General features: G+C 62.6%; 29 protein-coding genes. 13 read left to right on the forward strand and 16 right to left on the reverse strand.

Annotation, left to right across the window (positions count from 1 at the left end):
• Positions 1 to 42 precede the first annotated feature (42 nt).
• Entirely contained in the window at positions 43 to 579 is a 537-nt protein-coding gene (locus QMG83_RS07175; protein ID WP_283504699.1) for a flavin reductase family protein, read from the reverse strand.
• Positions 580 to 690: 111 nt separating this feature from the next.
• On the opposite strand from QMG83_RS07175, the gene hisD reads away from it, so the two are divergent.
• From hisD to QMG83_RS07190, 3 genes are read left to right on the forward strand one after another with little or no spacing between them, the layout of a single operon-like run.
• Positions 691 to 2004: a histidinol dehydrogenase gene (hisD, locus tag QMG83_RS07180; RefSeq protein WP_283504700.1), complete on the forward strand. Its 1314-nt coding sequence runs from the start codon at positions 691 to 693 to the stop codon at positions 2002 to 2004.
• Between the two features lie 25 nt (positions 2005 to 2029).
• The gene (gene nrdR, locus QMG83_RS07185; RefSeq protein ID WP_283504701.1) at positions 2030 to 2506 is read left to right on the forward strand and encodes a transcriptional regulator NrdR; all 477 of its coding nucleotides are present in this window, start codon (positions 2030 to 2032) and stop codon (positions 2504 to 2506) included.
• 31 nt (positions 2507 to 2537) lie between these two features.
• A complete protein-coding gene (locus tag QMG83_RS07190) occupies positions 2538 to 3563 on the forward strand; it encodes a quinone-dependent dihydroorotate dehydrogenase (protein ID WP_283504702.1) in 1026 nt (341 codons plus the stop codon).
• Positions 3564 to 3575: 12 nt separating this feature from the next.
• Here QMG83_RS07190 and QMG83_RS07195 read toward each other — a convergent pair whose 3' ends face one another.
• Positions 3576 to 4157: a DUF3043 domain-containing protein gene (locus tag QMG83_RS07195; RefSeq protein ID WP_283504703.1), complete on the reverse strand. Its 582-nt coding sequence runs from the start codon at positions 4155 to 4157 to the stop codon at positions 3576 to 3578.
• 38 nt (positions 4158 to 4195) lie between these two features.
• On the opposite strand from QMG83_RS07195, the gene QMG83_RS07200 reads away from it, so the two are divergent.
• From QMG83_RS07200 to QMG83_RS07225, 6 genes are all read left to right on the forward strand, one after another.
• A complete protein-coding gene (locus tag QMG83_RS07200; RefSeq protein WP_502949011.1) occupies positions 4196 to 5593 on the forward strand; it encodes a dipeptidase in 1398 nt (465 codons plus the stop codon).
• A gap of 9 nt (positions 5594 to 5602) precedes the next feature.
• The gene (locus QMG83_RS07205; RefSeq protein ID WP_283504704.1) at positions 5603 to 5986 is read left to right on the forward strand and encodes a HesB/IscA family protein; all 384 of its coding nucleotides are present in this window, start codon (positions 5603 to 5605) and stop codon (positions 5984 to 5986) included.
• A gap of 136 nt (positions 5987 to 6122) precedes the next feature.
• The gene (gene ctaC / locus QMG83_RS07210; protein WP_283504705.1) at positions 6123 to 6980 is read left to right on the forward strand and encodes an aa3-type cytochrome oxidase subunit II; all 858 of its coding nucleotides are present in this window, start codon (positions 6123 to 6125) and stop codon (positions 6978 to 6980) included.
• A gap of 2 nt (positions 6981 to 6982) precedes the next feature.
• Positions 6983 to 8737 carry an aa3-type cytochrome oxidase subunit I gene (ctaD, locus tag QMG83_RS07215; protein WP_283504706.1) on the forward strand — a complete coding sequence of 585 codons (1755 nt, stop codon included), beginning with the start codon at positions 6983 to 6985 and terminating at the stop codon, positions 8735 to 8737.
• Between the two features lie 2 nt (positions 8738 to 8739).
• The gene (locus QMG83_RS07220; protein ID WP_283504707.1) at positions 8740 to 9180 is read left to right on the forward strand and encodes a cytochrome c oxidase subunit 4; all 441 of its coding nucleotides are present in this window, start codon (positions 8740 to 8742) and stop codon (positions 9178 to 9180) included.
• On the forward strand, positions 9149 to 9610 hold the full coding sequence (locus QMG83_RS07225) for a GNAT family N-acetyltransferase (RefSeq protein ID WP_283504708.1): 462 nt from the start codon (positions 9149 to 9151) through the stop codon (positions 9608 to 9610). The genes QMG83_RS07220 and QMG83_RS07225 overlap by 32 nt, the downstream gene beginning before the upstream one ends.
• A gap of 5 nt (positions 9611 to 9615) precedes the next feature.
• Here QMG83_RS07225 and QMG83_RS07230 read toward each other — a convergent pair whose 3' ends face one another.
• The 5 genes from QMG83_RS07230 to ctaE all read right to left on the reverse strand — a co-directional run bounded on the left by QMG83_RS07230 (position 9616) and on the right by ctaE (position 14593).
• Complete coding sequence (locus tag QMG83_RS07230) at positions 9616 to 10254, reverse strand: maleylpyruvate isomerase family mycothiol-dependent enzyme (protein ID WP_283504709.1); 639 nt, start codon at positions 10252 to 10254, stop codon at positions 9616 to 9618.
• A 69-nt stretch (positions 10255 to 10323) separates the two neighbouring features.
• Entirely contained in the window at positions 10324 to 11943 is a 1620-nt protein-coding gene (qcrB, locus tag QMG83_RS07235; protein WP_283504710.1) for a cytochrome bc1 complex cytochrome b subunit, read from the reverse strand.
• Positions 11940 to 13016, reverse strand: coding sequence for a cytochrome bc1 complex Rieske iron-sulfur subunit (gene qcrA / locus QMG83_RS07240; protein ID WP_283504711.1), 1077 nt, complete (start codon positions 13014 to 13016; stop codon positions 11940 to 11942). Before qcrA ends, qcrB begins: the two co-directional genes overlap by 4 nt.
• 39 nt (positions 13017 to 13055) lie before the next feature.
• A complete protein-coding gene (qcrC, locus tag QMG83_RS07245) occupies positions 13056 to 13865 on the reverse strand; it encodes a cytochrome bc1 complex diheme cytochrome c subunit (protein ID WP_283504712.1) in 810 nt (269 codons plus the stop codon).
• A gap of 53 nt (positions 13866 to 13918) precedes the next feature.
• Entirely contained in the window at positions 13919 to 14593 is a 675-nt protein-coding gene (gene ctaE / locus QMG83_RS07250) for an aa3-type cytochrome oxidase subunit III (protein WP_283504713.1), read from the reverse strand.
• Positions 14594 to 14632: 39 nt separating this feature from the next.
• Between ctaE and trpD the strand changes: the two genes are divergently transcribed.
• Entirely contained in the window at positions 14633 to 15688 is a 1056-nt protein-coding gene (trpD, locus tag QMG83_RS07255) for an anthranilate phosphoribosyltransferase (protein WP_283504714.1), read from the forward strand.
• Positions 15689 to 15702: 14 nt separating this feature from the next.
• Here the strand turns inward: trpD and glpK are convergent, their stop codons facing one another.
• Genes glpK through QMG83_RS07275 form a run of 4 tightly spaced genes read right to left on the reverse strand, consistent with a single transcriptional unit; the run spans position 15703 to position 18421 of the window.
• Positions 15703 to 17223, reverse strand: a complete 1521-nt coding sequence (glpK, locus tag QMG83_RS07260; protein WP_283504715.1) for a glycerol kinase GlpK — start codon at positions 17221 to 17223, stop codon at positions 15703 to 15705.
• A 36-nt stretch (positions 17224 to 17259) separates the two neighbouring features.
• Complete coding sequence (locus tag QMG83_RS07265; RefSeq protein ID WP_283504716.1) at positions 17260 to 17649, reverse strand: YchJ family protein; 390 nt, start codon at positions 17647 to 17649, stop codon at positions 17260 to 17262.
• Positions 17650 to 17671: 22 nt separating this feature from the next.
• On the reverse strand, positions 17672 to 18103 hold the full coding sequence (locus QMG83_RS07270) for an iron chaperone (protein ID WP_283504717.1): 432 nt from the start codon (positions 18101 to 18103) through the stop codon (positions 17672 to 17674).
• A 9-nt stretch (positions 18104 to 18112) separates the two neighbouring features.
• Positions 18113 to 18421 carry a MerR family transcriptional regulator gene (locus QMG83_RS07275; RefSeq protein ID WP_283504718.1) on the reverse strand — a complete coding sequence of 103 codons (309 nt, stop codon included), beginning with the start codon at positions 18419 to 18421 and terminating at the stop codon, positions 18113 to 18115.
• A gap of 121 nt (positions 18422 to 18542) precedes the next feature.
• Here QMG83_RS07275 and QMG83_RS07280 point away from each other — a divergent pair, with 121 nt between their 5' ends.
• The gene (locus tag QMG83_RS07280; RefSeq protein WP_283504719.1) at positions 18543 to 18983 is read left to right on the forward strand and encodes an Hsp20/alpha crystallin family protein; all 441 of its coding nucleotides are present in this window, start codon (positions 18543 to 18545) and stop codon (positions 18981 to 18983) included.
• A 697-nt stretch (positions 18984 to 19680) separates the two neighbouring features.
• Here the strand turns inward: QMG83_RS07280 and QMG83_RS07285 are convergent.
• The 4 genes from QMG83_RS07285 to QMG83_RS07300 all read right to left on the reverse strand — a co-directional run bounded on the left by QMG83_RS07285 (position 19681) and on the right by QMG83_RS07300 (position 22811).
• Positions 19681 to 20250 (reverse strand): alpha/beta hydrolase, encoded by a 570-nt coding sequence (locus QMG83_RS07285; RefSeq protein WP_283504720.1) that lies wholly within the window; start codon positions 20248 to 20250, stop codon positions 19681 to 19683.
• Between the two features lie 235 nt (positions 20251 to 20485).
• Entirely contained in the window at positions 20486 to 21490 is a 1005-nt protein-coding gene (locus tag QMG83_RS07290) for a TerC/Alx family metal homeostasis membrane protein (protein WP_283504721.1), read from the reverse strand.
• A 68-nt stretch (positions 21491 to 21558) separates the two neighbouring features.
• Complete coding sequence (locus QMG83_RS07295) at positions 21559 to 21861, reverse strand: P-II family nitrogen regulator (RefSeq protein ID WP_283504722.1); 303 nt, start codon at positions 21859 to 21861, stop codon at positions 21559 to 21561.
• 5 nt (positions 21862 to 21866) lie between these two features.
• Positions 21867 to 22811 carry a sodium-dependent bicarbonate transport family permease gene (locus QMG83_RS07300; RefSeq protein WP_283504723.1) on the reverse strand — a complete coding sequence of 315 codons (945 nt, stop codon included), beginning with the start codon at positions 22809 to 22811 and terminating at the stop codon, positions 21867 to 21869.
• Between the two features lie 169 nt (positions 22812 to 22980).
• Between QMG83_RS07300 and QMG83_RS07305 the strand changes: the two genes are divergently transcribed.
• A complete protein-coding gene (locus QMG83_RS07305; RefSeq protein WP_283504724.1) occupies positions 22981 to 23265 on the forward strand; it encodes a helix-turn-helix transcriptional regulator in 285 nt (94 codons plus the stop codon).
• A 22-nt stretch (positions 23266 to 23287) separates the two neighbouring features.
• On the opposite strand, the gene QMG83_RS07310 is transcribed toward QMG83_RS07305, so the two are convergent.
• Complete coding sequence (locus QMG83_RS07310) at positions 23288 to 23773, reverse strand: heme-degrading domain-containing protein (protein WP_283504725.1); 486 nt, start codon at positions 23771 to 23773, stop codon at positions 23288 to 23290.
• A gap of 378 nt (positions 23774 to 24151) precedes the next feature.
• Between QMG83_RS07310 and QMG83_RS07315 the strand changes: the two genes are divergently transcribed.
• Positions 24152 to 25363: an ABC transporter substrate-binding protein gene (locus tag QMG83_RS07315; protein ID WP_283504726.1), complete on the forward strand. Its 1212-nt coding sequence runs from the start codon at positions 24152 to 24154 to the stop codon at positions 25361 to 25363.
• Positions 25364 to 25386: the final 23 nt, after the last annotated feature.

Below are 25386 nucleotides of genomic sequence, written 5' to 3' on the forward strand. Positions count from 1 at the left end.
ACGGAAAGGGCGAGGGCGACGGCGAGTAGGACGGGGCGTCAGCTAGGCCGTCTCGCCTGGCCTGAAGTAGCGGCGCTCGTGGTAGAGCAGGGCGTCATCCTCTGCTCCCAGCGAGCCGTCCTCGATCTGCACCACGATGACCGCGTTGTGATGTACAGGATGCACCTCAATGATGGTGCCGAGCATCCACGCGGTGACATCGTCGAGAATGGGCACGCCGTACGGCCCCGAGTGCCAGTGCTCGCCCACAAATCGCACGGCATGGTCGGATGCCATGCGCTCGGCCAGATGGCGGGAGCGTGGGCCGAGCGTGTGGATCGCGACGCGGTTGCCCACGGTCATCGCGGGCCACGAACTGGATACCTGTGCCATGTTGAACGTGGCCAACGGTGGCACTGCCGACAGGGACGCCAGAGAAGTCGCCGTGAAACCCGCTGGTGTTCCGTCCGGCATCAGCGCCGTCACCACTGCGACGCCAGCCGCATGGCGGCGGAAGGCGCGCTTGAACGCGTCAAGTCCATCGACAGGAATCCGGTGGTGCTCGGCGGAGGGGGGCTGGGGTGCGGTTGGTTCATTCATACGTTGTGATCAATCATGCTCCCGTTTCGGCCATCACTTCGACGTTCGGATCGCCGGTTACGCCTCGTGACGCACGATGCTCTCATGTGCGCCAACTAATATTGGATGGCCATGATGCACACCATCGATCTGCGTGATCTCCCCACCAGCCAAGCCGATCTCGCGACGGTAGTCCCTCGCGCACTTACGGACGTCTCTGCCGCCTCGGAAGTGGCGGCACGGCTCATCGCCGACGTCCGTGAACGCGGCGAGGAGGCGCTCCTCGAGCAGGCCGAGCGCCTCGACGGTGTGCGACCCGAGCGCATCCGAATTCACGCGGATGAGGTGAACTATGCCGTGAGGTCGCTGGATTCGCAGGTTCGCGACGCGCTGGAGACCGCGATCGGCCGGGTGCGCCAGGCGACTCAGGCGCAGGTGCCCAAGAGCACCGTCACAGAACTTGGCCCCGGCGCGCACGTGATCCAGCGCTGGCAGCCCGTGAACCGGGTGGGCCTCTACGTGCCAGGCGGAAAAGCCGTGTACCCGTCCAGCGTCGTCATGAACGTCGTTCCGGCTCAGGTTGCAGGCGTGTCCTCGGTGGCACTCGCATCCCCGCCTCAGCGCGAATTCGGCGGATCGGTGCATCCCACGATTCTCGCTGCAGCCGGCGTGCTCGGCATCGACGAGGTCTACGCGATGGGCGGTGCCGGCGCGATCGGTGCCTTCGCCTACGGAGTACCGAACTTGGGCATGGACCCGGTGGAGATCATCACGGGGCCCGGCAACGTCTACGTCGCCGCCGCCAAGCGACTGGTGCGCGGCATGGTCGGAATCGACTCAGAGGCCGGGCCAACCGAGATCCTGATCATCGCGGATGCCACGGCCGACGCCTACCTGGTCGCCACCGACCTCATTTCGCAGGCCGAGCACGATGAGCTCGCCGCCGTTGTGCTGGTGACGGACTCCGTCGAGCTGGCAAACGCGGTGTCGCGCGAGGTCGAGTTGCTCGTGGCATCCACCAGCCACAGTGCCCGGGTCCGCACCGCCGTCGATGGAGTGCAGTCTGCCGTGGTGCTCGTCTCCGACATGGCCGCAGCGGCCGCGTTCAGCAATGCATACGGACCTGAGCACCTCGAGATCCAAACTGTCGAGCCCGGAGTCGTGCTCGACATGATCGAGAGCGCTGGCGCGATCTTCCTCGGCGCACACTCGCCCGTCAGCCTCGGCGACTATCTGGCGGGATCAAACCACGTGCTTCCTACGGGCGGTCAGTCACGCTTCGCGTCGGGTCTCGGCGCGTACACCTTCCTGCGTCCTCAGCAGGTCATCAGCTACGATCGGGCGGCCCTCCAGCAGGTGAGCTCGCAGATTGTGGCGCTGAGTGATGCAGAAGATCTTCCCGCCCACGGTGCCGCGGTTGCCGCCCGATTCGAAGACCGGGGCTAACCTCAGCCGGTAGACTCAGGACACCATGTTCTGCCCATTCTGCCGGCATCCTGACAGCCGCGTCATCGACTCGAGAACGAGCGACGACGGACTTTCCATTCGTCGCCGTCGTCAGTGTCCCGAGTGCGGCCGTCGCTTCTCGACAACAGAGACTGCCTCGCTGAACGTGATCAAGCGCAATGGCGTGGTCGAGCTGTTCAGCAGGGAGAAGATCGTGTCTGGCGTGCGGAAGGCGTGCCAGGGGCGACCGGTCACCGACACTGATCTTGCCGTGTTGGCACAGCGGGTCGAAGAGAGCATCCGGGCTACCGGGGCGGCCCAGGTCGATGCCAACGACATCGGCCTGGCAATTCTGACGCCACTCCGTGAGCTGGATGAGGTCGCCTACCTCCGATTCGCCAGCGTCTACCAAGGTTTCAACTCGCTCGAAGACTTCGAGTCGGCCATCACACAGCTGAGGGTCGACCACACCGCTGACGAGTCACAGGCCACCGCGGACTGAGCGTCCTCGCAGCCGATATCCTTGGGTCGGCATGTACAGCTTTATTTTCAGGGTCTTCTTCGCGCGCATGGACCCAGAGCGCGCTCACACTCTTGCTTTCCGGGTAATCCGTCTGCTCCCGACTCTCGGGGTTGGGGCGATCGTGCGCCGATTCACGCGGCCGGACGACTCGTTGAGAGTGACAACGCTGGGGCTCCAGTTCGACTCTCCGTTCGGGGTGGCGGCGGGTTTCGACAAGGAGGGAACGGGCATCCGGGGTCTCGGTCAGCTCGGTTTCAGCCACGTCGAGGTCGGCACGATTACCGCGCGCCCACAGCCGGGAAACGAGAAGCCGCGACTCTTCCGGCTGATCGCCGACAGAGCAGTCATCAACCGCATGGGCTTCAACAACCACGGCGCACAGGCCGCCATCGACATCATCGGCGCGGCGCGAGCACGCTCCGTCCGCCCGATCATCGGGGTGAACATCGGCAAATCCCGGGTGGTCGACGTGGATGACGCGATCAACGACTATCTCGTGAGCACCAACGCGTTGGCGCCCCTCGCCGACTACCTCGTGGTGAACGTGAGCTCGCCGAACACGCCCGGCCTGCGTGGACTTCAAGAGCTCGAGAAGCTTCGCCCGCTCCTCACCGCAGTCAAGGCGGCAGCGGGGGAGACCCCGGTTCTCGTCAAGATCGCTCCGGACCTCACCAACGACGAAGCGACGGCTATTGCCACCCTCGCGGTGGAAGTGCTCGACGGGATCATCGCCACCAACACGACGCTGTCGCGAGAGGGCCTGACGACGGATGCCGCTACCGTCGCCGCGGCCGGGGCCGGGGGAGTCTCCGGGCCACCGGTAGCCGCACGCTCACTCGAGTTGCTGAAACTCATCAGGTCTGTGGTGCCGGCGCAGTTCTGCGTGATCTCGGTCGGGGGAGTGGAAACTGCTGCCCATGTCGCCGAACGCCTCGCGGCAGGTGCCACTCTGGTGCAGGGCTACACAGCTTTCCTGTACCGCGGCCCGCTGTGGGCGCGACAGATCAACCGCGGCCTCGTGAAGCTCCGCGCCTAAAGTTCTGCGAGGTCAGGCGGGGAACTGTCCGCGCTTGACCTGTGGCTTCGGCAGCCTCATCACGCGAAGCTGGAGCGCACGCATCGCGGCGTACCAGCGCACCTTCTCAACGCGGTCGGCTCCGAATTTGGCGGCCAGCTTGCGCTTGAGGATGAAACCGAGAATCACCACGTCGATGATCGCAACGAGGAAGAACGCCCAGAGCGCCACGATGCCGATGGACTGCACCTCGGGCTGCGGGAAGAACGTGAGGATGATGACCGCGAACATCAGCGGGATGAGCAGTTCGCCGACGCTGAACCGCGCATCGACGTAGTCGCGCACGTAGCGCTTCTGCGGTCCGCGGTCGCGCATGGGGAGGTACTTCTCTTCGCCGGCAGCCATGCCGATGCGGGCGCGCTCACGCTCGATCTGCATTTGGCTGCGTGCGGCCTTGCGTGCGGCTGTGCGGTCGCTCGACACCAGGGGTTGCTTGCGCGCAAGCTCCTTCTCACGGCGGGTCGGGGTCGCGTGACCCTTGCCAATCGTGACGCTGTCCTGATTGAGTTCGTAGCCTGCCTTGCTGGCTGCGTCGCTCTCTGATGTCTTGCCCACGGGGTTCCTCGCCTCTGTTGAGCTTTAAGATTACTCGCATGACTGAAATGCTGCAGCCGCACCCCCTTCTCGCTGACCTGACGAAGGCGGTGCGAGGCGGGATGCCCGTCGCCATCGCCGAACTCGGCTCCCTCGTGCGCATTCCCTCCGTGTCCTGGGACGGATTCGATGCCGAAAACGTTGCCAAAAGCGCCGCTGCCGTGAAGGTGTTGCTCGACGGACTCAACGTGTTCGACTCGGTGGAGATCTCGACGGCGCCGATCGATGAGACCCGCACCGGGCATCCGGCCCTGCTGGCAACCAGGAAGGCGAAGAACGGCAAGCCAACGATCCTGCTGTACGCGCACCACGATGTGCAGCCTCCCGGAAACCCCGAAGACTGGATCTCGCACCCGTTTGAACCCACGGTGCGCGGCGACCGTCTCTACGGTCGAGGCGCCGCCGACGACAAGGCCGGCGTCATGGCGCACATCGCCGCGATTCGCGCCTTTGTCGAGACCGTGGGCAGCGACTTCGATCTCGGCCTCGTGGCGTTCTTCGAGGGGGAGGAGGAGTTCGGCTCCCGATCCTTCGAAAACTTCGTCGTGCAGCACCGCGAGCAGCTCGCCGCTGATGTGATCGTCGTCGCTGACTCCGACAACTGGGATACCGAGACCCCGGCCCTGACGGTGGGGCTCCGCGGAAACGTGACGTTCAAGCTGAAGATCTCGACCCTCGACCACGCCTCACACTCCGGCATGTTCGGTGGAGCCGCTCCCGACGCCATGCTTGCGGCCATCAAGCTTCTCGCGACACTTCACGCCGACGACGGCTCCGTGGCGGTTGCCGGGATGACGAGCCGCGAATCAGACACGCCCGAGTATTCGGAAGAGAAGCTGGCCGAGGAGGCCGCACTGCTGGACGGCGTTTCCCCGATCGGTCACGGTCCGGTGCTCTCGCGCCTGTGGGACCAGCCGGCCATCACCATCACCGGAATCGACGCCCCGACCGTGGTGAATGCATCAAACACGCTCTCCCCATCGGTCACGGTGAAACTGAGTGCGAGGGTGGCGCCGGGGCAGACCGCCGCGGACGCCTACGTTGCCCTCGAATCCCATCTGACGGCCCACGCGCCGTTCGGTGCGCATATCGAAATTTCGGATGTGGATCGCGGCGACCCGTTCCTCGTCGACACCAGCGGCTGGGCCGTGGCCGAAGCCAAAGACGCCATGCACCAGGCCTGGGGAGTGGAGCCACTGGAGACCGGCATCGGTGGTTCGATCCCGTTCATCTCCACACTCGTCGAGAACTTCCCGAGCGCTCAGATTCTCGTGACGGGCGTGGAAGATCCGGATTCGCGCGCTCACAGCCCGAACGAATCGCTTCATCTCGGCGTATTCCAGCGTGCAATTCTCACCGAGGCTGTGTTGCTGGCGAAGCTCGAAAAGCGAGCGTAGAATTGACGGATGACTGACACCGCCACCAGCACCGAACCCACGACCGAGGCCACCACCCCCGCGGCGCACGGCGTTGGGCTTACCGATGCTGCCGCTGGCAAAGTCAGGAGCCTGATGACACAGGAGGGTCGCGACGACCTGCGCCTGCGTCTTGCTGTGCAGCCCGGAGGCTGTTCAGGACTCATCTACCAGCTCTATTTCGACGAGCGCAGCCTCGACGGCGATGCTGTCGTCGACTTCGGCGAAGGAGTCGAGGTTGTTCTCGACAAGATGAGCGTTCCCTACCTTGACGGCGCGACCATCGACTTCGAAGACACCATCCAGAAGCAGGGCTTCACCATCGACAACCCGAACGCCGAGGGCAGCTGCGCATGTGGAGACAGCTTCCACTAACAGCACCCTTTTTCGACGAAACGCGCCAGCGATGGCGCGTTTTTTCGTTCTCCGAGCCCGGCGAGGTGACGGGCTGGGCGTCGCTCGGGTTATAGACTGGCCATGAATCTTGTCCGTGTTTTTCGAGAGGTAACTGGTGCGCCCCAACCGCCGTCTACGATGGATTGCCATTCCGCTTGGCGTCATCGTCACGATCGCCCTGGCTGGCTGCACGCCGGAACAGCTTCAAGGCTGGCTCCCCGGTAGCGGCGAGACAACAAACCACACATCATCGATCGTCGGACTGTGGGTGACGTCCTGGATCGTGCTGCTGATAGTCGGAATCATCACCTGGGCGCTCATTATCTGGACCGCGGTCGTCTATCGCCGCCGGAAGGGCCAGACCGGACTCCCGGTTCAGCTGCGGTACAACCTTCCGATCGAGATCTTCTACACGATCGTCCCGCTTTTCCTGGTTCTCGGTTTCTTCGCATTCACCGCGCGGGACCAGGCGCAGATCGAGGAGCCGACCCAAAACCCCGACGTTCAGATCGAGGTCATCGGCAAGCGCTGGGCGTGGGACTTCAACTACGTCACCGACGATGCGTACAGCGCAGGTGTGCAGGCCGACTTCAACGCGAACGGCAGCATCAACACCGACAACCTTCCGGTGCTGTACCTCCCCGTCGACAAGACGATCGAGATCAAGATCGAATCGCGCGACGTGATCCATTCATTCTGGGTAGTGGACTTCCTGTACAAGAAGGACATGATCCCCGGCAAGAGCAACTACATGTATTTCACCCCTACTGAGGTGGGTACCTTCCAGGGCAAGTGCGCCGAGCTGTGCGGCGAGTACCACTCGCTGATGCTCTTTACCGTCGAGGTTGTCTCCGAGGCCGACTATGAGGCGTACATCGCCGAACAGAAGGCTCTTGGCTTCGACGGCCAGATCGGTGTCGACTACAACGTGAACCAGAACCTGCCCGGCAACGGCAGCACCGACGAGGAATAGCGATGACTACAACAGTCGAGCGACCAGCCACCGTAGGTGGCTCGTCGACCTCAAGCCCGTTCGGCGGATCGAAGGTCGAACGCAAGGGCAACGTCCTGGTCAACTGGATCACCTCCACTGACCACAAGACGATCGGGTACCTGTACCTGATCACGTCGTTCATCTACTTCCTCCTGGGAGGAGTGATGGCGCTGGTCATCCGGGCGCAGCTGTTCGCGCCCGGCCTGTCGATCGTCGCCACCGGAGAGCAGTACAACCAGCTGTTCACCATGCACGGCACGATCATGCTGCTCATGTTCGCGACGCCGCTGTTCGCCGGCTTCGCAAACGTTCTGATGCCGCTTCAGATCGGGGCGCCCGACGTTGCGTTCCCGCGGCTGAATGCGTTCGCATACTGGCTGTACAGCTTCGGTTCGCTTATCGCCGTCGCAGGTTTCCTCACCCCACAGGGCGCGGCATCCTTCGGTTGGTTCGCCTACGCTCCGCTGTCGAGCACCACCTTCTCACCAGGCTTCGGTGGCAACCTGTGGGTGTTCGGTCTCGCGCTCAGCGGGTTCGGAACGATCCTCGGTGCCGTGAACTTCATCACCACGATCATCACCATGCGCGCGCCAGGAATGACGATGTTCCGCATGCCGATCTTCACCTGGAACACCCTCGTCACGTCGCTGCTCGTGATCATGGCGTTCCCGGTCCTCGCCGCCGCCCTGTTCGCCCTCGGGGCAGACAGAGTGGTCGGGGCACACATCTACGACCCGGCCAACGGTGGCGTCATCCTGTGGCAGCACCTGTTCTGGTTCTTCGGGCACCCTGAGGTCTACATCATCGCGCTGCCGTTCTTCGGCATCGTTTCGGAGATCTTCCCGGTGTTCGCCCGCAAGCCGATCTTCGGCTACCGCACACTGATCTACGCGACAATTGCCATCGCCGCACTGTCGATCACGGTGTGGGCTCACCACATGTACGTCACCGGGTCGGTTCTGCTGCCGTTCTTCTCCCTGATGACAATGCTGATCGCAGTGCCGACCGGTGTGAAGATCTTCAACTGGATCGGCACCATGTGGCGCGGTTCCGTCACCTTCGAGACGCCGATGCTCTGGGCGATCGGGTTCCTGATCACCTTCACCTTCGGTGGACTGACCGGTGTCATCCTCGCAAGCCCCCCGCTCGACTTCCACGTTTCTGACACCTACTTTGTGGTCGCTCACTTCCACTACGTGGTGTTCGGCACCGTCGTGTTCGCCATGTTCGCCGGCTTCTACTTCTGGTGGCCGAAGTGGACGGGCAAGATGCTCAACGAGCGTCTCGGCAAGATCCACTTCTGGTTGTTGTTCATCGGGTTCCACACGACGTTCCTCATCCAGCACTGGATCGGCGTCATGGCGCTGCCGCGTCGCTACCGCACCTACCTCGAGTCCGACGGTGTGACCTGGATGAACCAGGTCTCGACCGTGGGAGCGGCCATCCTGGCCGTTTCGATGCTGCCTTTCCTGTACAACGTCTACATCACCGCGCGCAAGTCGCCCAAGGTGACCGTCAACGACCCGTGGGGCTACGGCCGCTCGCTGGAGTGGGCGACAAGCTGCCCGCCCCCGCGCCACAACTTCACCTCCATTCCCCGTATTCGTTCCGAGGCTCCCGCCTTCGACCTGAATCACCCTGAAGCTGGGATCCCGGTCGGGATCGGCGGAGTGGGACCGTTGAAAGACGCTCCTGATGCGCCGGTGTACGACCTCGGCGACGAGAAAGTCAAATAAGCATGGGAACCAACGCACGCCTCTTCTGGGTATTGGCAGGATTCTTCTTCCTCGCCGACGCCATCTACATCGTCTGGTCGCTTCTCGTCTCGACGAGCCCTGCGGCCCAGACCGCCCCGACAATCGAGTGGGTGGGCACGGTCGCCATTGGGCTGACCGGTGCGCTCTCCGCGCTGATTGCTTTCTATCTCGGTCGCATCCATAAGGCACAGGGGGGCGAGCTTCCCGAAGACCGCCTCGACGCAAACATCGATGACGGCGACGCCGAGCAGGGCTTCTTCAGCCCCTGGAGCTGGTGGCCGATCGTTTTGGCTACCAGTGCCGCGCTGACCTTCCTTGGTCTTGCGATCGGACCGTGGATCGCCTTCATCGGGGTTGCGATCTTCCTGATCAGCATCGTGGGGTGGATTTTTGAGTACTACCGCGGATACTTCGCCCGCTAGCACCTTCAGTCTCCGACCGGCGGTCGAAGCTGACTACTTACGCGTCTTTGCCCTCTTGCAGCAGCTCGAGGGGTATTCGCCCGAGCAGGAAGCATTCGACAAGAACTTCGCACTGCTGCTGCACGACGAGGCGACCACGCTTCTGCTTGTCAGCACAGATTCTGAGGGCTCGGTTGTGGGTTACGCCCTGACGACGATCACACCCCTGTTGCACGTCAACGGGAGTTCTGCCCAGCTGCAGGAACTTGCAGTGGATGTCGCCCGCCAGGGCGAAGGTATCGGTACCGCCCTGGTCGAAGAAGTCGAACGACTGTGTCGCGAGCGTGAGGTGCGGCAGCTGACGGTGCCGAGCCGCCGCTCAGCGGACTTCTACGAGCGGATCGGTTACCGCTCCACCGCCGACTTCCTCAAGCGCACACTCGACGACTGAGGCCCCTAGCGCGACGTTCTGCCCAAGAATGTCGGCGCTCCCGGGCCGGCAAACTCAGCCGCGGGCACGGGTCGTCCGGAAACCGCGAGCAAGAGCGCGATCGCGGTGGAGCGGACCTCAGGCCCGCTGCCGTGCTCACATCCGGCATCGGTAGCGACCAGGCGTAAACCCTGGGCGCGTTCCTTTCCACCGCCCATCGTGACGCCGGTGCGGACCTGATAGGAAAGAGCGGACGCAACATGCTCAGGCGGGTAGTCGCGGCCGATTCCGAGCGGGCGACGGATGTCTTCGCCGTGCACGAATGCCTCCACCAGCCGCGTGGCCAATGCAGCCGGTGGGGAGGAGGTGTGCAGTAGCACCCTCCTGAACTCGGAGAGAGTTTCGCGAGGGTCGGATCTCTTCTCCCGAGCCACACCCTCCGCGTTGTCGCGATCGAAGTCGAACCTGGCGGAAAACATCCGCTTGATGAAGCCCAGACGGGTTGTTTTCGCAGTGTCGACAAGATGCGCCACAACGTCATGAACATCCCAGTCAGGGCACAGCGACTGGGTGGCCCACTGCGCGGATTCAAGGGACGACATGTCGTCGATCAGCGCTTCACGCTCGATGTGGACCGCGGCCCAGGTTGGATCAGGGTGAGTCATAGCTTCATCTTCCCGGGAAATGATGAACGCCGCCGACCCGTGGGTCAGCGGCGTTCATCGTGAATCGGATCAGTGCTCGTGGTGCGAGCTCTCGATCTCCTTGCTGGTAACGGGCGCGATGCGGTCTTCGAAGAACCAGCCAGACGCGGCAGCGCGCATCCGCTGGTTGATCGAGATGCGGCCATTCGCATCGGGACGGATCATGAGCGGCACGTAGTCCTCGTAGCTCACGAGCTTCCAACGCTGGTACTCGTCGAGCTGCTCGTGCACCTCGATGTACTCGCCACCGGGGAGGCGAACGATGCGGCCGGACTCGAACCCGTGCAGGGCGATCTCGCGGTCCTTCTTCTGGAGACCGATGCAGATGCGCTTTGTCATGAAGTAGGCGATGATCGGGCCGACGATCAGCAGCACCTGGCAACCGTGGATGACGCCCTCGATCGACAGCCTGAAGTGGGTCGCGATGAGGTCAGAACTCGCGGCCGCCCACAGCATGGCGTAGAAGGTCACTCCTGCCGCGCCGATGGCGGTGCGGGTCGGCGCGTTGCGGGGACGGTCGGCGATGTGGTGTTCGCGCTTGTCGCCGGTGATCCACGCCTCGATGAACGGGTAGAAAGCGACGAGTCCAAGGAAGACGGGCAAGATCAGCAGCGGAACAATGATGTTCCATGAGAACGTGGCGCCGAGGAACTCGGTCTCCCACCCTGGCGGAACCAGCCTCAGCGCACCGTCGGCAAAGCCGATGTACCAGTCAGGTTGGGTTCCTGCGGAGACCGGAGACGGGTCGTACGGCCCGTAGGTCCACACCGGGTTGATCTGGAAGAGCGAGGCGATCAGCATGATCACGCCGAAGATGATGAAGAAGAATCCACCGGCCTTCGCAGCAAACACGGGCATGATCGGCACACCGACGACGTTGTCGTTGGTGCGGCCGGGGCCGGCGAACTGGGTGTGCTTGTTGATGATCAACAGCAGCATGTGCACGCCGATCGCGGCGACCAGGATGGCCGGCAGGATCAGGATGTGGAGAACGTACAGTCGCCCGACAATGTCGACGCCGGGGAACTCTCCACCGAACAGCAGGTACGAAATCCATGTTCCGATGACCGGGATGCCCTTGACCATGCCGTCGATGATGCGCAGGCCGTTGCCCGAGAGCAGATCGTCGGGGAGAGAGTATCCGGTGAAACCCTCGGCCATTGCGAGGACGAACAGCACGAAACCGATAAGCCAGTTGATCTCACGCGGCTTGCGGTACGCACCGGTGAAGTAGATGCGCAGCATGTGCAGGCCAATGGATGCCACGAACAGCAGTGCGGCCCAATGGTGCACCTGGCGCATGAGGAGGCCACCGCGGATGTCGAACGACAGGTCGAGAGTGGAGGCCATGGCGGCCGACATCTCGATTCCCTTCAGCGGTACGTACGAGCCCTCGTACTCGACCTCGACCATGGTGGCCTGGAAGAAGAAGGTCAGGAAGGTACCCGAGAGGAGGATGACGATGAAGCTGTATAGCGCCACCTCGCCGAGCATGAACGACCAGTGGTCGGGGAAGATCTTGCGACCGACCTCTTTGACGATCCCAGAGATGCTGGTGCGCTCGTCAATGTAGTTGGCGGCCCAACCGGTGAAACGTGTTCCGCGGCTCTTCTGCACGGCGACGGCCGGGCGTTCCTCGGTGGTGGTCATAGCTTGCGCTCCCAGAAGCTTGGTCCAACTGGTTCGGTGAAGTCGCTCTTTGCGACAAGGTAGCCCTCGGCATCCACCGTGATGGGGAGCTGGGGGAGCGGACGCTTGGCTGGTCCGAAGATCACCGCTGCCTCCTGAGTGATGTCGAACTGCGACTGGTGGCACGGGCACAGCAGATGATGGGTCTGCTTCTCGTACAGGGCCACAGGGCATCCGACGTGGGTGCAAATCTTCGAGTAGGCGATGATGCCTTCGTAGTTCCAGTCCTCGCGACCGGCAGACACATTCAGGTCTTCTGGCTTGAGGCGCATGACGAGCACGGCGGCCTTGGCCTTCTCTTCCAGCTTGTGCTCCGACTCGTCGAGACCTTCCGGAATGACGTGGAAGGCGGAGCCGAGTGTGACGTCTGACGCCTTGATCGGGGTTCCTGATGGGTCGCGGGTGAGCCTGACTCCCTCAGCCCACAGCGTGTGCTTCAACAGCGGCACTGGGTCTTCGGCGGGCGCCAAGTCGCGGAACAGGGCGATGGCAGGAACGGGCGATACGACCAGGGCGCCGATCAGCGTGTTGCGGATAAGCGTGCGGCGTCCGAAGCCGGACTCCTTGTTGCCGAGGGTGAAGACTTCGACGGCCTTTGCGCGGGTGGCGTCGGTGCCGCGCGTGCCGTGACGCTGCTCGACCATGTCGTGGCCATCCATGAGCGCCTTCGACCAGTGAACTGCGCCGATACCGATCGCCAGCAGCCCCAGCGCAATGCTGATGCCGAGCAGGAGGTTGTTCAGTCGAACGGACTCCATGTCGCCCGGGATGATCGGGAACAGGATGTAGACCACTACGGCCGCGATGCTGCCGATGATCGAGACGAAAAACAGCGCAGAAACGCGGCGCTCCTGAGCCTTCTCGACGGCTGGATCGAGATCAGACACCCGGGGGCGGTATGGCTCGAAGCCCGGGTTCTGAATTCGGTCAGACACCACGACGGCGGTGCCCGCGTGCGGCGGGTTGTTGCCGTGCTTCTCCACGGTCGTGCCGACGATGGAGCTGTCGGGGGTGCCGTCGTGGTCGTTCGCCATTCTCTTCCCTACGTTTGCGTTGCTGTTCGAGATCGTGCGTTAGTTCGAGCGGGCGGTCAGCCAGATCGTGATGGCCACGATCGCGCCGAGACCGAAGATCCAGATGAACAGACCTTCGGATACCGGGCCGAGGTTTCCGAGGCCGAAGCCACCAACGGAAGGCGTCTCATCGAGGTACTTGAGGTACGTGATGATGTTTGCCTTCTGCTCAGGCGTGATGTTGGTGTCGTTGAACACCGGCATGTTCTGAGGGCCGACCAGCATCGCGTCGTAGACGTGGTTGGCGGCGACGTCGGCCAGCGGTGGCGCGAACTTACCTTCGGTCAACGCGCCGCCAGCGCCGGCGACGTTGTGGCACATGGCGCAGTTGATGCGGAACAGCTCTGCGCCTTCAGCGGCATCGCCATCACCCTGGAGATATTCGTCAGAGGGGATTGCCGGGCCCGGGGCCTTCGAGGCGACGTACTCTGCGAGTGCCGACACCTGCTCTTCGGTGAACTGCACAGGCTTCTTTTCTGCCTGCGGACCGGTTGCGGCCAGCGGCATGCGGCCGGTGCCGACCTGGAAATCGACGGATGCTGCGCCGACACCGATGAGGCTTGGCCCCTGTGTCGAGCCCTGAAGGTTCAGACCGTGACAGGTGGCGCAGTTGGCGGCAAAGAGCTTGTTGCCATCCTCGATCGTCGCCTCGGCGGCGGCACTGGTCTCGGCCGTTGCGCTCGTCGTGAAGAGTGCGTACGTTCCACCGGTGGCGAGGAGGCCGACCACAATGAGGGCGACAGTGGCAAGCGGATGGCGGCGCCCTGTCGGTCGCTGCCTGCGGTTCTGTCGTGCTGGCTTTGTGGCCATGCTGCGTGGGGTTCCTTTGTTCATCAGGGTGCCGGTTTCGTGTCTCTGGCCGACTATTTCAGCAGGTAGATAACAGCGAACAGGCCGATCCAGACCACGTCGACGAAGTGCCAGTAGTACGACACGACTATCGCGCTCGTTGCTTCCTTGTGTCCGAAGTTCTTGACTGCGAATCCGCGGCCGATCACGAGCAGGAAGGCGATGAGCCCGCCGGTGACGTGCAGACCGTGGAATCCGGTGGTCATGTAGAACGCGGAGCCGTACGAGTCGCTCGAGAGGCTCACGTGCTCAGCCACGAGGGTGGCGTACTCGAAGATCTGCCCGGCGACAAAGGTGGCCCCCATGGCGTAGGTGAGGTAGAACCACTCGACCATGCCCCACTTCCAGAACTGACCGAGAGTTCCGGAACGGCGAGCCTGGAGCCGCTCTGCGGCGAAGACGCCCGCCTGGCAGGTGAACGACGAAAGAACCAGAACGATCGTGTTGACGGCGGCAAACGTCACGTTGAGCTTGGCCGTCTCTTCAGCCCACAGTCCGGGAGAGGTGGACTTGAGAGTGAAGTACATCGCGAAGAGACCGGCGAAGAACATCACCTCGCTGCCGAGCCATACGATCGTTCCCACAGCGACGACGTTCGGGCGGTTAACCGTCTGGGCTCCGAGCGAGCGAGTTAATGAGGCAGTAGTCACCCGTCCATTATGGCTGATTTCCAGCGCGGGTTTTGTCATTCGGCGGGTCTGTCGCGACCGGATCGTTAGGATTTGACCATGTCACGCGAGCGAACATGGCCCGGTATCCTCACTTCTCTGGTCGACGGCGATGACCTCTCCATCAGCGACGCCGAATGGGCCATGCACAGCGTGATGGCGGGGGAGGCGACATCCGCCCAACTCGCCGGGCTTCTCGTCTCGCTTCGGATCAAGGGTGAAACTGTCGACGAAATCGTCGGATTCAGGGACGCCGTGCTGTCGAAGGCGCTTCCGCTGGACGTCGACTCCATGGTTCTCGACATCGTGGGCACGGGCGGTGACCCATATGGGGCCGTCCTTAACATTTCCTCTGTCGCCTCGGTTATTGCGGCTGCGGCGGGCGTCCCCGTCGTGAAACACGGCAATCGCGGCGCCAGTTCGGCGTCAGGGGCATCCGATGTGCTCTCGGCGCTCGGCGTGAATCTCGACATCCAGCCAGCGAGGGTGGCCGAGGTTCTGGGGGAGACGGGCATCACTTTCGCCTTCGCGGCGCTCTTCCACCCGGGGTTTCGGCACGCGGGGCCGACCCGAAAAGAGCTGGGAATTTCGACGCTGTTCAACATCCTCGGGCCGCTCTGCAACCCAGCGCGTCCGGAAGCGTCTGCGGTGGGTGTTGCGTCGCTCGAGCGCGTGCCCCTGGTCGTCGGAGTGTTCCGGTCGCGGGGCGCAACGGCTCTGGTCTACCGCGGTGATGACGGCATCGACAAGCTCACCACCACGGGGCACAGCCACATCTGGGAGGTTTCCCGAGGTTTTGTCAGTGAATACGATCTCGATCCCGCTGACCTTGGGATTGCGCGAGCAGACATCCGGTCATTGCTGGGGGCAGACCCACAGCACAATGCCGGCGTGGCCAGGGGAGTGCTTGCGGGGGAGACCGGGCCAGTCCGCGACATCGTGCTGCTCAATGCTGCCGCAGGTCTCGTCGCGTTCGACCTTGCGCAGAACCCCGAGCAGTTGCACCAGCCGATTCTGGGCAGACTCGCGCAGCAATACGAGCGGGCGGCCGCCGTGGTTGATTCAGGGCAGGCCGAGCAGAAACTAGCCGACTGGGCTGCCGCTACCCATCGCTAGGTCCGCTGAACGGGTCAGAGCACGTCCCCATCGACCCAGTCGAGAGTCTTGCTGACGGCTTTCGACCAGTTGCGCATGATCCTGGCGCGTTCGTCGGCGTCCATATTGGGCTCCCAGCGCTCGCCCTCCTGCCAGTTTGAGCGCAGCTCGTCACGGTCGCTCCAGAAGCCGACGGCGAGCCCGGCAGCGTAGGCGGCACCGAGCGCAGTCGTTTCGGCGACGACCGGTCGGATGACCGGAATATCCAGCAGGTCAGCCTGAAACTGCATCAGCGCGCCGTTCGCCACCATTCCGCCGTCGACCTTGAGCTCGGCGATATCGACTCCGAAGTCGGCATTCACCGCGTCGAGTACCTCACGCGTCTGGAAGGCGGTCGCCTCGAGGGCGGCACGCGCGATGTGACCCCGGTTCGCGAACCTGGTGAGTCCGAGAATGGCGCCACGGGCATCCGGGCGCCAATGTGGCGCGAAAAGCCCGGAGAACGCCGGCACGAAATAGACACCGCCATTGTCGTCAACGCTGGCGGCCAACGACTCCACCTCCTCGGAGGTGGAGATGATCCCGAGATTGTCACGCAACCACTGAACGAGCGATCCGGTCACCGCGATGGAACCTTCGAGCGCATACCGTGGCGCTTCGGTTCCCAGCTGATACGCAACGGTGGTGATCAGCCCGTTGTCGGAGCGCACGATCTCCTCCCCGGTGTTGACGATGAGGAAGTTGCCGGTGCCGTAGGTGTTCTTGGATTCGCCCTTATCGAAGGCAGCCTGCCCGAACGTGGCGGCCTGCTGATCGCCGAGAATTCCGGCCACGGGCACCTCGCGCAGCAGGCTCGATGGCTCCACCGTGCCGTACACCTCCGACGAGCTGCGGATCTCCGGGAGCATCGATGCGGGGATCCCGAACAGGTCAAGCAGCTCGCTGTCCCAGGCGAGGGTCTCGAGATCCATGAGCAGGGTGCGGCTCGCGTTGGTGACATCCGTCACGTGAACGCCGCCGTTCTTGCCTCCGGTGAGGTTCCACAGCACCCAGGTGTCTGTCGTTCCGAACGCAAGTTCGCCGGCCTCCGCGCGCTGCCGGGCCCCGTCGACGTTGTCGAGGATCCAGACGATCTTGCTTGCCGAAAAATAGGTGGCGAGGGGGAGGCCGGTCTTCTCTTTCAGCCGGTCTGGGTCCCCATCGGCGATGCCGTCGATGATGGACTGCGTGCGGGTGTCTTGCCACACAATCGCGTTGTAGACGGCCTCGCCGGTCGCGCGATCCCAGACAACCGTCGTCTCGCGCTGGTTCGTGATGCCCACCGCCGCGATGTCATGGCGGGTCAGGTTGGCCTTGCTCAACGCCTGGCCGATCACCTCGCGTGTGTTGTCCCAGAGCGCCTTGGGGTCGTGTTCGACCCATCCAGCGTGTGGGAAGATCTGGCGGTGTTCCAGCTGGCCGGTCGAGACCACCGACCCGCTGTGGTCGAAGATGATCGCCCGGCTGCTTGTCGTGCCCTGGTCGATCGAGATCACGTACTGGGGGTCGTCTGACATCGCTTCAGCTCCTTCGCTCGGCATGTTCACCGCACCCTACTCGACCACACCCGCGACATAGCTCCAAGCCCCTGATTCGCGCACGAAGCGGCTGATCTCGTGCTGGGAGCCTGACCCCGACTCTGATCGGAAGTGGGCAATGAACTCGACGGTCCCCTCAGTGTCGAGCATTCCTCCGCGGCTGCGGCCGAGGATGTCGAGCCGGGTCCAGCGGATGTCGGCATCAAGGGCCAACTCGACGGGTCTCGTTGATGGATGCCACGTTGCCAGCAGGTAGTTGACGTCACCCACCGCGAACGCACTGAATCGTGATCGCATGAGCCGTTCTGCGGTGGATGCGGGGGAGTGGCCCGAGTGGGCAGGGCCACAGCACTCGCCGAAGGGGAGCCCCGAGAGGCAAGGACAGCGGGAGTCGGGGGTGATCACAGTGCTCTCACCGTCGTCCGCGCTACTTGAGGCCGTCGACCGCTTGTGTCACCAGGGCGATAATCCGCTTCTCGGTAGCGGAAGTCAGAGCATTGATGGCATAGGAGGTCGGCCACAGGTCGCCGTCATCCAAATTTGCCTGGTCGCTGAAACCGAGGGTCGCATACCGGGTCTTGAATTTCTCAGCGCCCTGAAAGAAGCACACGATCTTGCCGTCCGCGTTCGCGTAGGCCGGCATTCCATACCAGGTCTTGGGGGAGAGGCTCGGAGCGCTGCCCGTGATGAGTTCGTGGAGTCGCTCGGCGATCGGCCGATCAGTATCAGAAAGCTCGGCGATTTTGGCGAGGACCTCGTTGGCTGCTTCCTCCTTACTGGCGTTGGCTTTGAGTTCGCGCGCACGTTCCTTCATGGCTGCGCGCTCTTCTGCGGAGAATCCTTCTGTTTTCGCATTCATGAGCCGATCCTAATTGTGTGGCTCGCGGTCGGCGTCGATTAACCGCGCCAAATGCGCGCGCAGCTGCCGGTTGCTTGCCTCAAGGGCAAGCACGCGACCAACACCGGCGAGGTTTAAACCTTCGGCGAGCAGCTCGACCACGCGGATCAGCACGGTCACATCATCGTCGCTGTAGCGGCGAGTTCCACCTGCCGTGCGTAGCGGGGTGAGCAGCCCCCGTCGTTCGTAGAGGCGCAGGGTTTGTTCGCCCACGCCGGCCATTTCCGCAGCGACAGTGATGCCATACAGCCCTCGGCTGCCCGGAGAAATCCCGTTCATTTTTCCTCCTTAAATTTTCAAAATCGACTTGCATTACCTGCCGCAGCGGAGGTATAAAACCTATACCAGTTGACACAGATGTGTCGACGGTTCGAACAAGTGAATTGGAGGAGATCAAAAAATGCTGTTGCAACATGACCCGTTCCGCGACCTCGACCGGCTCACGCAGCAGGTGTTCGGAACCGCAGCCAGGCCGACTGGCATGCAGCTGGATGCGTGGCGGGAGGGTGACGAGTTCGTCGTCGAGCTCGACTTGCCCGGAATTGACCAGGACAAGCTCGACATCGACGTGGAACGCAACGTACTGACGATTCGTGCCGAGCGGCTGAGCCGCATGCCTGATGCCGCGAATGCTGTCGCGACTGAACGCTCCTGGGGTGTCTTCAGCCGTCAGCTGGTGCTCGGTGATGCGCTGGATACCGAGAACGTCGACGCCGAATACACGGCCGGCGTGCTCCGACTGCGGATCCCGATCGCCGAACGGGCGAAGCCTCGAAAGATCAGCATTGCGCGCCGAGACGAGGCCGACTACAGAGAGAACGAAAAGAGCATCAGCTCGTAGCTGGGACGCTCCAAGGAGGTGATCAGGATGATGCTGCTCAGCGCACTCGTCGAGCCCGACCAGAGCGCCCCATTTGCGTCTGTGGAACTCATCCTCGATGACAGGGCGTGGCTCGAGAGTGAGTTTTTGGACATCATGAACGCCTCCGGGTTTGGTCATTCACTCGTCGTTGGGACCATCCCGCGCCCGTGGCAGCGACCTTGTGTCCCGGTGACGACTGACGAGTCTCGGTGGAGCGGGAGTGCTGACTGCTCAGGCAAGCCGGCATCTGACGCGAGGGTGCGATCACCTCCGGAGGAATGAGGAACGAAGCGCCCGGAGCCCGGCAGGAGGCTCCGGGCGGGGGACCGGGGGAGAGGGAGCATTCCGAATGACAATCGCGGTCCAGGCGGGCATCCGCCTTCCTTCTATCGCTGTCCCCGCACGTTCTACCACTCCAGTCACGATCTACTCACGGTGGTGGAGCCGCAGGGGACACCGCGTCCGCCGAGTTCTCGAGCGTGCGGGCGTTTCATATCAGTTCGTCCACGTCGGGCCGCACCCCGAGGCCGAGAGCCTCTGCGGGCGGGCGGCACGCTGTGCACTCAAATTCCCCATCGTCTACGTGGACGGCGAATGGCTGGCTCAACCCACCATCGAGCAGCTGGAGGACTCGTTGCGTCGACACGGTCTCTGCCGATCCAACTCGGCGTAAAAGTCACACTGTGGTCGCCGTCAGGCCGCGAATATCGTCAGCGACAGCGCGAAGGTCGTCTCCCAGTTGGTGCCCGCCCGCGGTGGTGCGAACTTCGGCCCGGGGAATGGCCGCGGCGAAAAGGTCACGATGTGCAAACGGAACGATCTCATCATCTTCGCTGGCGTAAAAAATGATCGGCGCATCAGGCGGGAGTCGCTCGTCGAGGTCTGTGGGCAGTTCGAAACCGTCGAAGGTCCAGTCCTGGTCACTCCCGGGGAACGGCGCAGCGATGATGCAGATCCCGGCTATCTCGGTGGTGTGGCGCCGCAGTGCGAGCTGCTTGAGCAGCATGTAACCGCCGGCGGAGTGTCCGACGAGGACCGCCGGACGTGACGCACGAGAAATCGCGGCGCCGATGGCCTCGAGCCACAGATCATCGCCGGAATCCTCGTCTTCGGGCAGGTAGGGCAACGTAACCGAAAATCCGTCGCCCAGATGTCGTGCGAGATTCTCGGCGAGTTTTTCATCCGCCTCGCGAGCTCCGGCTCCGGCGCCGTGGAAAAAGATGACATCGACAGGTGCGCTGGACATGGACCAACCCTATGTAGACATCGTACACATATCAAGATCGTCGAATTGAGGATTTTGCTGGAGCCCGCCAGCCCGCCAGCCCGCCAGCCAACCAGCCAGCCAACCGAGCGGGGAGCGTCTCACGCCTGATTTCCCTGGGCGATAGGAGCTGAATATCAGTTACTTGACATAATGTGCATTATCGGATGTTGCGTAGCCCCGATTGAAGCGGGAATTTACGCTCTCGACGAGACTGTCAACTCGTCCGTTCGGAGTCGGCTGCGCCATCTCCCGTGAGCGAGCCAGCGTGTGCGCGAGCTGTGGGGTTTAGGCGAACTTTGATCAGACTGGCGATCGTCGTCACTGTCAAAACCACGCCGATGACGAGAAGACTGACGTTGGTGCTGATCTCTGGCACGTTGTCGTCCAGTCCATGCCCCCAATGCAGGACGAGTTTCACGCCGATAAAAGCCAGAATGAGCGCCAGGCCGGTAGAGAGATACACCAGCCTGTCCAGCAGTCCCTTGACGAGGAAGAACAGCGCCCGCAGCCCGAGCAGGGCGAAGGCGTTGGCGGTAAAGACGATGTACGGCTCATCGGTGATGCCGAAAATCGCCGGAATTGAGTCGAGTGCGAATAGCAGGTCGGTGCTGCCGATTGCCAGGAGCACGATGAAAAGCGGCGTCACCGCCCGGCGGCCGACGGCGCGCGTAAACATTCGCCCGCCCTCGTACTCCTTTGTGACCGTTAGTGCACGTCTGGCTACCCGGACCAGTACGTTGTCGTGCACGTCGGGGTCGACGTTTCGATGCCGGAAAAGCTGGACGGCCGTCACGATCAACACCAGACCGAAGATCAGGAACATAAACGAGAACAGCGAGAGCAATGCGGCGCCCAGGGCGATGAAAATCGCCCGCAGGACCAGGGCCATCGCTATTCCGAAGATGAGGACCTTCTGCTGGTACTTCTCCGGCACGGCGAAGGTCGACATGATTATCACGAAGACGAAGAGGTTGTCGATGGACAGGCTCTTCTCGACGATATAGCCCGCGAAGTATTCCGCCCCGAAGTCCCAGCCCACTTGCGCGGCGAAAACCAGGCCGAACACGATCGCGACCGCGATGTAGAGCACCGATGAGATTGCCGCCTCGCGGAACTTGACAACGTGCGGTCGCGCGGTGGCCAGGCCCAGGTCGAGAGCAAGCAATCCGAGAATGAGTCCGATGGTGAGCGTCCAGCGGAGCGCAGTGACGTCGAGCACTTTTGGCCTTCCTATCGTCCTTCGACTGCAGTTGTGCGGTTATCCAGGTGATTTGCACCGGATGGGGTTCAGAACTTCTCCGGGCGAAGCACGGCGATGTCGCTCATAAACAGGATCATGGCGTAGTCGTCGTAGTAATGCTCCCGTAAATAGGCGGCGATTGCCGTGGCCGTCTCGGCGTCACACACAACCTCGACGCGGATATTGCCGCTCGCCTCCCAGCCGGCATCTCGCACGCCTCGATTCCCTTTGCCGCGCGCGTCGGTGATGGTGTATCCGTGCGCATTCAACCGATCCAGATCGCGGACGAGTGTGCCCTCGAGTGCTGCTTCGGTGATAACGGTCAGGAGCTTGCGGGTATGGCTGTGCATGTGTCTCATCCTCTCGCGAATGTATGTGCCCACTCGGCGAGCGCGTAGTAGATCGGGATGCCGAGCAGCACATTGAATGGGAACGTGATTCCGAGCGCCGCTGATAGTGACAGTGTGGGATTGGCCTCGGGCACGGAGATGCGCATCGCCGCCGGTACCGCGATGTACGAAGCGCTGGCCGCCAGCGTCGCGAGGATCGCCGTCCCCCCGACGGACAGGCCCATGGCCCACCCGAGCCCGACTCCCACCAGTGCCGAAAACAGCGGCATCACAATTCCAAACCCGATGAGGAACGGTCCATAGAGGCGAAGGCTGCCCAATTGTTTCGCGGTGATCAGCCCCATCTCCAGCAGAAACACTGCGAGGAATCCCTTGAAGAGATCGAAGAACAGCGGTTCGATCGGTTTCAGCCCTTCCGGCCCCGCCGCCCAGCCGATGAGCAGTCCCCCGAGCAGCAGGACGATCCCCTTGCCCAGGAATACCTCGTGCGCCACGGACTTCCAGCGCGTCTCGCGCGAGAGGCCTCGAGCGAGCACGATTCCCACCAGGATGGCTGGCACCTCCAGCATGACCAGGAGCAGCGGCATGTGTTCTTCGAACGCGATCTGGCGGCTGCCGAGGTAGGCAACCACCACGGCGAATGTTCCGACGCTTACCGAGCCGTAGTGTGCGGCGATGGAGGCCGCATCCGCACGCTTGAAGCGGCCCAGATACCTAAGCACGGGGAAAGCAACCAGCGTGAGCACGAAGCCCATAGCGATGACGACCAGCATGTGCGGCAACAGGCTGAGGAACGGCTGCTTCGCGAGTTCGACGCCGCCCTTGAGGCCGATCGCGAGCAACAGCACGATGCTGACGAATTCGTAGACGGCCGCCGGGAGGCGCAACTCCGACCGCAGCAGCCCGGCGACCGCTCCGAGCAGGAAGAAAAGGATGATGGGATCGATCACGTGGTGGCTCTCTTGTTCGAAACAGCCCGTGGTGAGAAGGTGAACCCCGACCCCATTGACGAGTGCACCCTCAATGCACGCGCTGCAATACGTGCTAAATAATGCGTGCTACAGAATACGCGCTAAGCATAGCGTGTATTCCATAACGTGTGTCAACTATGATTGCGAGATGGCCGACTGGACGTTTCTCACCAACCACGCGCACGTATTGCTGTGCGTCTCGAAGGATCCGGGAATGCGGCTGCGGGACATCGCGGAGGCGGTAGGCATCACCGAACGTGCCGCCCAGCGCATCATTGCCGAACTCGTCGCCGACGGTTACCTCACACGAGAGCGCGACGGACGTCGCAACCGCTACCAGCTCTACCCGGAGTTACCGCTTCGGCATCCCCTGGAACATAACCACCAGATTGGTGAACTTCTCATGACGCTTGGATCTGACCCCCGCCACTAGCGGCTGGGATCGATCGGCATGCTTAGCCCTTGGGGCTGATGCTTGCTCCATACCGCGCCAGGGCCTCTGCCGCGGCCTCGTGATCGATGGCGTCGGGTTCGCCCGACATCGTGATCGTCCCCACAACGGCGCCGCCGACACGCAGCGGAATGGATCCACCATGCGCCTTGTAGATGTCGTGATCGATATCCGTTCGTTCGGCAAACGGCGTGCCCGCCTCAAGGTGACGAAGTTTTACTAGAAGCGACGGCTCACCGAATCGCACGGCCGTGGCGGCCTTGCCGGCGAGCCAAGGATCGTTTCCGGCATCTGTCGATTTGAACTTCGCCCTGAACACCAAATCGTCGCCCAGGACGATGTCGACCGCAAGCGCCAGGTCCCACTGCCGAATGACGTCAACGGCGATCAGCCCCAACGCAACGGCATCGTCATTGGTCATGCGAGGAAACTGCATGGAGTTGAGATATTCAAGGTCGGCCGCGGTGTATGCGGGAACGTTATGTGTCATTAAATCTTCTCCCTGTGGCGCGAGCGATGCGCTCGATCAATTCTGCAGCGTCTCAAGTCCGGGTGCGAACCCGCCCACTTCCGCCTGAAACCTGAACCATCTGTCAGTTTTGGAGCTCTTGCCACCTCGCGACTGCGTCTGGACCTGACCACCGCATCGTTAAAACTCGCCAACCATGTGTGCAAAATTGCACAGCCGCCACGATGGTGTGGAGCATTCTTCTCACATACCTTGTGATGAGTCGCGCAGCAGAATGCGGTCACCTCTCCCCCCCCAGTCGCGGGTCTGGTGACCCGAGCATCTGAATTTCGACTCCCTCCCCTGCACCAACCGCATCACAAACACAAAGGAGTAATTGTGAAAAGTAGAACCGTGCCTATGATCGCCGTAACATTCGTCTCGGCGGCGATGCTGGCCGGCTGTGCAGGCGGACCGCCCGCACAAGACGGATCAGCACTCAGCGACGGCAAAGTCGTCATCGGAATCCTCAATGACCAGTCCGGCGTGTACCGCGACCTCTCCGGACCGAACAGCCGTGTCGCCGTTGAGCTCGCCATCGCCGACTATGAGGCCAAGTACGGCGATGAGGCAGTCGCAACGGACATTGAGATCATCACCTCGGACCACCAGAACAAGCCGGATGTCGCCAACACGCAGGCGCAGCAGATGTACGACCGCCGTGGCGCTGACATCATCCTCGACGTTCCGACCTCGTCTGCGGCATTAGCCGTCGCAGAGGTTGCCGCGGCGAAGAAGCGACTGTTCATCGATGTCGGCGCAGCCACGATGGAACTCACCGGCGCCGCCTGCAACCCGTACACCTTCCACTGGGCGTACAACACGGAGATGCTCGCCAAGGGCGCGAGCGGGGTCGTTGACAACGGCGGAGAGTCGTGGGTCATCATTTACCCCGACTACGCATTCGGCCAGGGCATGAACGCATCCTTCACCGCGTCCATCGAGGGCGCGGGCGGAACGGTTCTGGAGAGCATCGCCACGCCGTTCCCGAACGACAACTTCTCGACGTTCATCACTCGCGCGGCCGCTCAGAACCCGGACGTGATTGGCATCATGGCGGCGGGTGGCGACCTGATCAACTTCGTCAAGCAGTACAACCAGGCGGGGATGCAGGATCAGGCCGCCCTGGCGGTCGGTCTGATGTTCATCACCGACATCAACTCTCTCGGCGTCGAAGAGTTCCAGGGCACCACGTTCACCGACGCGTGGTACTGGGACTACGACGAGCAGAACCGTGAGTTCGCCGACCGCTTCCTGCAGCTCACCGACGCGCGTCCGACGTTCGCCCACGCGGGCAACTACTCGGCAGCATTCCAGTACCTCGAAGCGATCCAACGGGCCGGAACCGACGACGCCGACGCGGTCATTGCAGAGCTGGAAGGCGCCAAGCTCGAGGACCTGTTCCTTCGCAACGGCGAGGTGCGCAGCGACCACAGCGTGGTGCACGACTCCTATGTCGCCCGGGTGAAGCCGGCCGCTGATGTCGCCGAGGCGTGGGACTACGAGGAGATCATCTCGACGATCCCCGCAGAGGAAGCATTCTCGCCGGTGAACTCCGCCTGCACGATGTAGTTTCTTCTCCAGCTAGTCGACTT

It is taken from the genome of Salinibacterium sp. G-O1 (assembly GCF_030063305.1).
GTDB lineage: Bacteria > Actinomycetota > Actinomycetes > Actinomycetales > Microbacteriaceae > Rhodoglobus.